This window comes from Caulobacter sp. D5, from assembly GCF_003185805.1.
Taxonomy (GTDB): Bacteria; Pseudomonadota; Alphaproteobacteria; order Caulobacterales; family Caulobacteraceae; genus Caulobacter.
In genome coordinates this window covers 1-6,813 of sequence record NZ_QHJY01000039.1, presented here as the reverse complement: position 1 = coordinate 6,813, position 6,813 = coordinate 1, and the positions used below count along the sequence as shown (strand labels likewise).

The 6,813-nt window shown below is 68.8% G+C and carries 7 protein-coding genes; 3 read left to right on the top strand and 4 right to left on the bottom strand.

Going from position 1 to position 6,813, the window contains the following annotated elements:
- Both DMC18_RS03270 and arsC read right to left on the bottom strand, forming a co-directional pair.
- On the bottom strand, positions 1–710 hold a 710-nt coding region (locus DMC18_RS03270; protein WP_110132690.1), incomplete at its 3' end, for a substrate-binding domain-containing protein.
- A gap of 174 nt (positions 711–884) precedes the next feature.
- Positions 885–1,268 carry an arsenate reductase (glutaredoxin) gene (gene arsC / locus DMC18_RS03265; protein ID WP_110121880.1) on the bottom strand — a complete coding sequence of 128 codons (384 nt, stop codon included), beginning with the start codon at positions 1,266–1,268 and terminating at the stop codon, positions 885–887.
- Positions 1,269–1,408: 140 nt separating this feature from the next.
- Between arsC and DMC18_RS25845 the strand changes: the two genes are divergently transcribed.
- Entirely contained in the window at positions 1,409–1,561 is a 153-nt protein-coding gene (locus DMC18_RS25845; protein ID WP_158285847.1) for a hypothetical protein, read from the top strand.
- Here the strand turns inward: DMC18_RS25845 and DMC18_RS03260 are convergent.
- Positions 1,558–2,691, bottom strand: a complete 1,134-nt coding sequence (locus DMC18_RS03260; RefSeq protein ID WP_110121879.1) for a serine hydrolase — start codon at positions 2,689–2,691, stop codon at positions 1,558–1,560. The two genes, DMC18_RS25845 and DMC18_RS03260, sit on opposite strands and share 4 nt — an antisense overlap.
- A 241-nt stretch (positions 2,692–2,932) precedes the next feature.
- Between DMC18_RS03260 and DMC18_RS03255 the strand changes: the two genes are divergently transcribed.
- Positions 2,933–3,715 (top strand): helix-turn-helix domain-containing protein, encoded by a 783-nt coding sequence (locus tag DMC18_RS03255; RefSeq protein ID WP_199228613.1) that lies wholly within the window; start codon positions 2,933–2,935, stop codon positions 3,713–3,715.
- A gap of 17 nt (positions 3,716–3,732) precedes the next feature.
- On the opposite strand, the gene DMC18_RS03250 is transcribed toward DMC18_RS03255, so the two are convergent.
- Positions 3,733–4,983, bottom strand: a complete 1,251-nt coding sequence (locus tag DMC18_RS03250) for an MFS transporter (RefSeq protein WP_110121877.1) — start codon at positions 4,981–4,983, stop codon at positions 3,733–3,735.
- A 164-nt stretch (positions 4,984–5,147) separates the two neighbouring features.
- Between DMC18_RS03250 and DMC18_RS03245 the strand changes: the two genes are divergently transcribed.
- Positions 5,148–6,665 (top strand): aldehyde dehydrogenase, encoded by a 1,518-nt coding sequence (locus DMC18_RS03245; RefSeq protein WP_110121876.1) that lies wholly within the window; start codon positions 5,148–5,150, stop codon positions 6,663–6,665.
- The last annotated feature ends 148 nt before the right edge of the window (positions 6,666–6,813 follow it).

Here is a 6,813-nt window from a genome sequence, read left to right as displayed (position 1 = left end):
GGGGTCTTGGTCAGGGTGCCGACGATGGCGTTGTCGTTTTCGCCGGCGTCGATCCAGCCGCCGTCCTTGCGCAGCGGGTCGATCTTGGCCTTGAAGGCCTTCTCGTCGCTGTCGTGCAGCGACTTGGCGGTCGGGAACTTCTTGGCGCCGTTCTCGATGGCCAGCTCGACCCAGGCGTCGCGGGTGCCCGAGGTGGGCGGCGGGCCGTAGACCAGGATGCGGTTGGCCGGCAGGCCGGCACCCACGTCTTTCCAGGTCTTGTACGGGTTGGCCACGAACTGGCCGCCGCGCAGGGCGTTCTGAGCCAGGCCCAGATACAGGTGCTCGAGCTTGAAATTGTAGTCGGGCGACTTCTTGTCCATCGCGATGACGATGCCGTCGAAGCCGATCTTGATCTCGACGATGTCCTTGACGCCCTTGGCCTTGCAGGCCTCGAACTCGGACTTCTTCATCGGACGCGAGGCGTTGGCGATGTCGGGGAAGCCCTCGCCCATGCCGCCGCAGAACATCTTGATGCCGCCGCCGGTGCCCAGGCTCTCGACCTTGGGCGACTTCTTGCCGGTCTTCTTGGCGAAGTTTTCGGCGACGCGGGTGCTGAACGGGAAGACGGTCGAAGAGCCGGCGGCCCAGACGTAGTCACGGGCGGCGTGGGCGCTGGGCGCCAGGGCCAGCAGGCCGAGCGCGGCGGCGGCTCCGAGGAAGGCTTTCATGGACGACATCCTGATGGTCGGCTTGGGGCCACGGGGATCATTGGACGCGCTGAAGGATCTGGGGGAGCGATCCTTCAACCTCGCCGCGCGCAGACTAGCGGCGGCGAGGTCGGCTATTTGTCACAGTTCGACGACAGATTTGCGACACCGTCCAGGAAAACGTCCGACCACGGATCAGGATGCATCGGCAGGCGGGTGGCGATCCAGGATGTCGAGCACCTTCTCCTTGGGGCGGGCCAGCACCGCGCCCTTGGGCGTGACGACGATCGGACGCTCGACCAGGATGGGGTGCTCGACCATGGCCGCCAGGATCGTATCGTCGGACGTCGCCGTATCGGTCAGGCCCAGCTCTTCGGCCGGCGTGCCCTTGACGCGCAGCAGGCCGCGGGCGCCGAGGCCGGTGCGGACGGCCAGATCCTTCAGCTGCTCCAGCGTCCAGCCGGCCTTCAGATATTCGACCACGGTCGGCGCGTAGCCGGCGGCTTCGATGATCGCCAGGGTGTTGCGCGAGGTGCCGCACTTGGGATTGTGGAAGATGGTGACGGGGAAGTCGGTCATGCGGGCCTCTCGATGCTTTGACGAGGCAGATAGCAAGTCGGCCGTCCGGTCGCCACGGCATGCGTGACGCTTCAGGATAGTAGTTGCGATTCACTCGCAATGATGCGAGGAGGGCGCCCCCGACCGGAGAGGAGCGCCCGATGCGCGACGACCGGGGTCTGGACGACCCGCCGCCTTCACTCGACGAACTCCTTTCGGAACCGATCGTCCGTCTGCTGATGCGTCGGGACGGGGTGGAGGAGGGCGAGGTCCGCAAGCTCATCGCCCGCGTCGCCCTCCGCCGGAAACGCTAGAGGCCCTTGAGGATCAGGTTGGGCAGCACGCTGTTGTCCCATTCGGGCGTCTTGGGCGGATTGTCGCCGACCCGCAGCACGATCAGGCGCTTGGACGGCACGATGTAGACCACCTGGTTCGAGTTGCCGCAGAAGAGATAGAGGTCCTCGGCGGCGTAGGGCTCGCTGTGCAGGATCTTGGGCCAGGGCAGGTCCGGCGCGGCCCAGCCGCGGCGCTCCAGATAGGGCGCGCCGATATAGACGCCCAGGCCGTAGTGCGGGTTCTGCTCGGTCGGGGTGCGCATCTCGCCGACATAGCCTTCCGGCAGCAGGCGCGTGCCGGCATGGACCCCGTCGTCGAGCAGCAGGATCGCCAGGCGCAGCCAGCTTTCGGCCGGCAGCAGGATGCAGCAGCCGGAGTGGGCGAGGCCGCCCGGACGATCGACCCAGATCTGGCCTCCCGGCGCGTCTATGGGCTTGAGCACCTCTTCGGAGATGAACTCGGCGTAGCGGCGGCCGGTGGCGCGCTCGATGACCAGGGCCACCAGTTCCGAGGTGGCGTTGGCGTAGTCGTAGCGGCTGCCCGGCGTATGGACGAGCGGGTAGTCGTTGATCAGCACGTCGTCATGGCGCGGGTGCAGGTAGGCGCGGTTCAGCACGTTGGCCGGATCGGTGCTGAAGCCCTGCGGCAGCAGGCCCGTGCGCATGTCGAGCGTGTGGCGCACCAGGATGTCGGCCTTGGGCGTGCCCTTCCACTCGGTGATGAAGTCGGCGACCGACTGGTCCAGCGACTCGATGACGCCCAGCGCCAGGGCGCGGCCGATGGCGACCGCGGTCAGCGGTTTGGCCAGCGACTTGGACGCCAGCAGCGACGGGCGGGCCGCGCCGGCGAAATAGGTCTCGCGTTCCAGCACGCCGTCGCGCCAGACCATGAAGGCCTTGGCGTTGCTGTCCTTGGCGTAGGCCTCGGCCGCATCCAGCGCCGCGGCGTCGATCGTGGCCGTCGCGGCGGCCGGAATCAGTGTGCGCCCAGCCGCGCCGGGCACGGGCTCCAGCGTGTCGTAGGTCTCCTGCGGGGCGTTGGCGGCGGCCTGAAAGCGCTGAAGATACAAAGCCTCGTCGGCTGACGTTACGGAAGTTTCAGCGGTCATCTCGGGCTCCGACGTTATGTGAGCCTGACCGTAATTCCACGAATTGCCACTTCGTTGACCGCGTGGTCAAATATCCGCCCTGCGAAAGAGCAGGCGACGCACAAAAGACGACTCCGACCGTGGCGGGGCTTCGTTGCGCTATCCGGCGAACGGATAGTCGGGACGTGGTTTCCGCCAGACCCTCGCCGCCACGGTCTGGAGTTCGCGTGAATCTGGAGGAGGCGTTTCTATGGAAAAAGGTGTGCCGATCAGGGCCATCAGCCGCTGCATCTCGGTGCTGCAGGCGATCAACCGCCGTGGTTCGCTGTCGATGATGGAGATCGCCCAGACCTCGGGCGTGCCCTATCCGACGGCCTGCCGCATCGTGCAGACCCTGCTGCACGAGAAGCTGATCGAGCGGGAGCCGGCCCGGAAGCGCTATCGACCGACCATGCTGGTGCAGTCGCTGTCGCACGGGTTCCAGGAGAGCGATCGCCTGGTCGCCTGCGCCCGCCCGCACATCGTCGACCTGACGGCCAAGGTGACCTGGCCGGTGTCCATCGCGACCCGCGTAGGCCAGCAGATGATGATCCGCGACTCTACCCACACGATGACGTCGCTGACGCTGAACAACTATTATCCCGGCTACACCCTGCCGATCCTGGAGAGCGCGGCGGGCAAGGCGTATCTCGCCTTCGCCAGCCCCGACGAACAGGCGGCGGTGCTGGAGGCCTATCGGCGCGGCGAAGGCCAGGTCGATCCGCTGACCCTGCAATATGCGGAGTCCGGCGGCATGTTCTCCGACATCGTCGAGGCCGGCTGGGCGACCAAGGGGCGCAATCCCTACACCGCCACCCCGGGCAAGACCTCGTCGATCGGCGCGCCGATCTTCAACAGCGAGGGCGTGTGCGGGGCGCTGGTGCTGGTGTTCTTCAGCTCGTCGATGAAGATGCCGGACGCGGTCAAGCAGTACGGCGACAAGCTGAAGTCGGCCGCGGCCGCCATCAGCCGCGACCTGTCGGAGCCGCTGTCCCGCGCCGCCTGATGGCGCGGGCGAGCGCCTCAGGCGGTCTTCTCGGGCGTGGTCCATTGCGGATAGCGTCCCATCAGGAGGATCAGCGCGCCGCTGGCGACAAAGCCGGCGGCCGCGATCGCCAGGGCGCGGCCGTAGCCGCCGTCGTGGTCGTAGAGGGCGCCGATGCCGATTGCGCCGATCGGCACGCCCAGCGAGATGGCGATGCCGATCAGGGCGTAGACCGCGCCGTACGAGCGCATGCCGAAATAGCGGGCGACGAAGAAGGCGGCGACGTCGACTTCGCCGCCCTGCGCCGCGCCGATCAGCAGCACCGCCAGCACGGCCAGCGGCCACTGGCCGTGGCCGATGGCCAGCAGGCCCACGCCCAGGGCCGGCAGGACCAGAGCGATGGCGGCGGGAATCGGGGCCCAGAAGCGGTCCACCGCCCAGCCGACAACGATGCGCCCCAGCGCCACCGAGACCGCCAGCAGGGCCACCAGCCAGCCGGCGACGCGGGCGTCGAGGCCCTGGTCTGTGAGGATGGGCTGAAGCTGGCTGATCACGCCGGTCAGGCCGGCCGTGGCCAGCAGGATGGCCAGCGACAGGATCCAGAAGCGGCCGGTCTTCAAGGCCTGGCCGGCGGTCAGGCCGACCTGGGAGACGCGCTTGGCTGCGTCGATCTCGGTCGCGGCGGCGCCTTGCCTGGCCAGCCAGCGCGGGCGCTCCCACAGGGCGAAGAAGACGGTCGGCAGGGCGACGAAGAGCGACAGTCCCGCCAGCGTCGCATAGCCGCCGCGCCAGCCGTGATGGGCGATGACGAAGCTCAGCAGCGGCGCGCTCAGCGCCGCGACCAGCGAGACGCCGGTCAGGGTCAGGCCCAGCGACAGGCCGCGTCCCTTCTCGAACCAGGTGTTGACCGCGCGGGTGTAGCCGATCGGTCCGGTGCCGCAGCCCAGGATCACCAAGAGGGCGAAGAGGCCGTAGAAGGCGCCCAGCGACGGCGGCATGGCGGCCAGGCCCAGATAGACGATGGCCAGCAGGACGATGGAGACCATCGCCACGGGGCGCACCCCGACCTTGTCGATCAGCCAGCCGAGCAGGGGGGCGACGAACAGCGCGGCGAGCGCCGCGCCCTGGGCCTGGGCGATCTTGCCCCGGCTCCAGCCCAGATCGGCCTGAAGCGCCTTCACGAAGAGCGAGCCCACATACTGCTGCAGGCTGATGCCGCAGCCGACCCCGATCCCGGCGGCCAGCACCACGCGCCAGCCCTTGCGGAATTCGTCCCGAACCTCGCTCACGCCTCAAGTCCCCCAATAGCCCCATTGGAGCATCCGACGGCTCGCGCGCGGCGCGCCATCGCTTCGCGCGGCTTGATCGACAGGCGGGGAGGGCGCGCGGGAAAGCGGCGGCCACGCCGCCCGCGCTTCAAAACAGATCCCAGTTCATATCGACGGAGTTTCCCATGGCGGACGCCAGCGACGCAGCGATCTTCGGCCCTTCGCAGGAGGCTCTCGCCTTCCTCGCGCAGACCCATGGCCAGCTGATCGGCGAGGCCTTCGTCGAAGGGCGCGGCGAGACCCTGATCGAGGTCGAGAACCCGGCCACCGAGCAGACGATCGCCAAGGTGCGCGCGACCTCGGCCGAGGATCTCGACCTGGCCGTCGCCGCCGCCCGCAAGGCCTTCAAGAGCTGGAGCCGCACCTCCGGCGCCGACCGCGCCCGGATCATGCTGCGCTTCGCCGATCTGCTCGAGCGCGACGCCGACAAGCTGGCCGAGATCGAGGTGCTGGAAAACGGCATGCCGATCGCCCTGTCGGGCGCGACCATCAAGGGCTTCTGCGCCGACTACGTCCGCTATTACGCGGGCCTGGCCACCAAGCTGGAGGGCTCGACCATCCCGGCCCGGGCCAACGGTCGCGAGGCGCTGGACCTGCTGGTCTACACGGTGCGCGAGCCGGTCGGCGTGGTGGGCGCGATCGTGCCGTGGAACGTGCCGGTGTCGATGATCATCCTGAAGCTGGCGCCGGCCCTGGCCTCGGGCTGCACGCTCGTCCTGAAGAGCGCCGAGCTGACGCCGCTGACCTCGATCCTGGTGGCCCGGCTGTGGCTGGAGGCCGGCGGCCCGCCTGGCGTCTTCAACCTGATCCACGGCCTGGGCCACGAGATCGGCGCGGCGCTGGTTTCGCATCCGGGCGTCGACAAGATCACCTTCACCGGCTCGACGGCGGTGGGCAAGGAGATCGTCCGCGCGGTCAGCCATGACCTGAAAAGGGTTTCGCTGGAGCTGGGCGGCAAGTCGCCGTTCGTGATCTTCCCCGACGCGGATCTCGCCGACGCCATCCCGTCGGCGGCCCTGGCCTGCTTCTTCCTGTCGGGCCAGAACTGCATGGCCGGCACGCGCCTGTTCGTGCACGAGAAGGTGCTGGAGCCGGTGCTGGAGGGCCTGGCCCAGACGGCGGCCTATCTGAAGGTGGGGCCGGGCCTGGACCCGACGACGATGATCGGCCCGCTGGTCTCGGCCCGTCAGAAGGGCCGGGTAATGGAGCATGTCGAGGCCGCCGCCGCCCAAGGCGCCCGCCTGACCTATGCCGGCGGCGTGCCGGACGGCCCCGGCCACTACGTCGCCCCGACCATCTATGCCGACGTCAGCCCCGACATGCGCCTGGCGCGGGAAGAGGTGTTCGGCCCGGTGCTGGGCGTGCAGGCGTTCGGCGACGATGACGAGGCGCTCCTCTGCGCGATCAACCAGACGACCTACGGCCTGTCGGGCTCGGTCTGGACCAAGGACCTCTCCCGCGCCCACCGCATGGCCCGCGCCATCGACAGCGGCCAGGTCGGGGTCAACATCCACGCCGCCCTCAGCCCCGAGACCCCGTTCGGCGGCAACCGCCAGTCCGGCTGGGGCCGCGAGTTCGGGCGCGAGGGGATCGACTCGTACCTGAAGACCAAGGCCGTGAGCGTGAACCTGGGGCCGCTCTGAAGACCCTCCCCCTGAAGGGGGAGGTGTCGGCGGAGCCGACGGAGGGGAAGGTGGCTTGTGGGCCAGCGGCCGCTTCGAAGTCGGAGGAACTTCCCCCTCCGGCCCTCCGGGCCACCTCCCCCTTCGGGGAGAGGGTCTGGACGTGCGG

What these genes read in the sequence shown, in the direction of transcription:
- arsC (WP_110121880.1), bottom strand. Translation starts at nt 1,268, where the DNA reads ATGACCGACTTCCCCGTCACCATCTTCCACAATCCCAAGTGCGGCACC.
- DMC18_RS03245 (WP_110121876.1), top strand. Translation starts at nt 5,148, where the DNA reads ATGGCGGACGCCAGCGACGCAGCGATCTTCGGCCCTTCGCAGGAGGCT.
- DMC18_RS03260 (WP_110121879.1), bottom strand. Translation starts at nt 2,691, where the DNA reads ATGACCGCTGAAACTTCCGTAACGTCAGCCGACGAGGCTTTGTATCTT.
- DMC18_RS25845 (WP_158285847.1), top strand. Translation starts at nt 1,409, where the DNA reads ATGCGCGACGACCGGGGTCTGGACGACCCGCCGCCTTCACTCGACGAA.